Source organism: Streptomyces sp. NPDC001709, from assembly GCF_053596375.1.
The window spans coordinates 1-1,797 of record NZ_JBSFGB010000140.1 but is presented as its reverse complement, the minus strand read 5'-3'; the positions used below and the strand labels follow the sequence as shown (position 1 = coordinate 1,797).

The window sequence follows — 1,797 nt, the reverse complement described above, 5'->3', positions numbered from 1 at the left end:
CCGTCGTCGAGCACACCGGCCGCATGCACCACCGCCGTCAGCGGTCGCTCGATCGAGCCGAGCGCAGCGGCCAGTTGATCCCGGTCGGACACGTCACAGGCCACGACCCGGGCCTCGCAGCCGAGGCCCTTCAGCTCCGCCACCAGCTCCGCGGCACCGTCAGCCTCCAGACCTCGTCGGCTCAGCAGTAGCAGATGACGTACGCCGTGCGCGGCCGCGAGGTGCCGGGCGAACACGGCGCCCAAACCACCCGTACCGCCAGTGATCACTGCGGTGCCCTCGGGATCGAGAACGGTCACCGCCCCACCGGAAGCAGCACGCGACAACCTTGGCGCCAACAACGCACCGCTCCGCACAGCGAGTTGGGGCTCATCCGCACCCAGCACCGCACCCCAGTCCGGCTCCTCACCATCCACATCCACCAGCAGGAACCGGTCGGGGTGTTCGGACTGCGCACTGCGCAACAGACCCCACACCGCCGCCTGGGCAATATCCGGGGCCTCACCGTCGACGGCGCACACCGCACCCCGGGTCACCACCACCAACCGGGCCCCACCCAGCCGCTCACCGGCCAACCACCGCTGCACCAGCCCCAGCGCCTCGACCACGCCTCCCGTGGTCTCCTCGGAGTCGACGCCCACGAGCACCAGCTCGGGCGCCTGCCCGCTGTCCGCCAGGGCTCGCTCCAGCGCGGCCAGATCCTCGAACCGCTCGGCCTCGGCGGGAAGCCCACCGAGCACCGCGATCCGGGCGGACCGGCCGGTGCCGGCCGTGACCGGCGTCCACTCCAGCTCGTACAGCGAACCCTGGCTTTCGGCGGCCCGCTTCAACTGGGCCTGGTCGACCGGGCGGAACACGAGCTTGTCCATGCTGAGCACCGGCTCGTCGTGCTCGTCGACGATGTCGATGCGGAAGGCGGCCTCGCCCTCGGGGGTGAGCCGGGCACGAGCGCGCCTGACACCGGTCCGGCTGAGCTGCACGCCGTTCCACGAGAACGGCATGACGAGGGTGTCGTCGGGCTTCTCCCCGAAGAGGGAGCTCTGCACCGCGGAGTCGAAGAGTCCAGGGTGGATACCGAAGCCGGCCGTGTCGGCGTCGTCCGGCAGAGCCAGCTCGACGTAGACGACGTCGTCGTCCTGCCACGCTTCGACCACGCTCTGGAACAGGGCGCCGTAGTCGTAGCCGATGTCGGACATGCGGGTGTAGAGCGACTCCGCGGACAGCGGCTCGGCGTCCTGGGGCGGCCATACGGCGTCCCATGCCGGTACGGCCTTGGGGTCCGCACCCAGCCAGCCGCGTCCGTGGCAGGTAGCTTCGCGCTGCTGATCCGGGTCGTCGCTCTCGGGGCGGGAGAAGATGACGAACTCACGGCGACCGTCGTCGGCGGTGTGACCGACGAGGATCTGGACCTGGCGCGCCTCGGTCTCCTCCAGGGCCAGCGGGGCCTCAATGACGAGTTCGTCGAGCACGGGGCAGCCGACCTCGCGCCCGGCGGCCAGACTCATCTCGACCAGCGCCACACCGGGCACGATGATCGCGCCCATGACGACGTGATCGCGCGTCCACGGCTGGGTTTGGGTGGAGATACGGCCGGTGAACAGCCACTCGTCGCGGTCACCGATGAGCGCCCTGCCGGCCAGCACGGGGTGGTCGACGGCTATCAGCCCCGCCACCGAAACGTCGCCCGGAGCGCCGCCCAGGGTCAGCCAGTACCGCTCGCGTTGGAAGGCGTAGGTGGGCAGGTCGACGCGCTTCGCGCCGGTACCCGCGTAGAAGACGTTCCAGTCGACTGCGACG

The 1,797-nt window shown here is 70.6% G+C and carries 1 protein-coding gene; it reads right to left on the bottom strand.

Features of this window, described 5'->3' with window-relative positions:
• A partial coding sequence (locus ACWC0C_RS48290) for an SDR family NAD(P)-dependent oxidoreductase (protein WP_450871543.1) occupies positions 1-1,797 on the bottom strand: 1,797 nt, incomplete at both ends.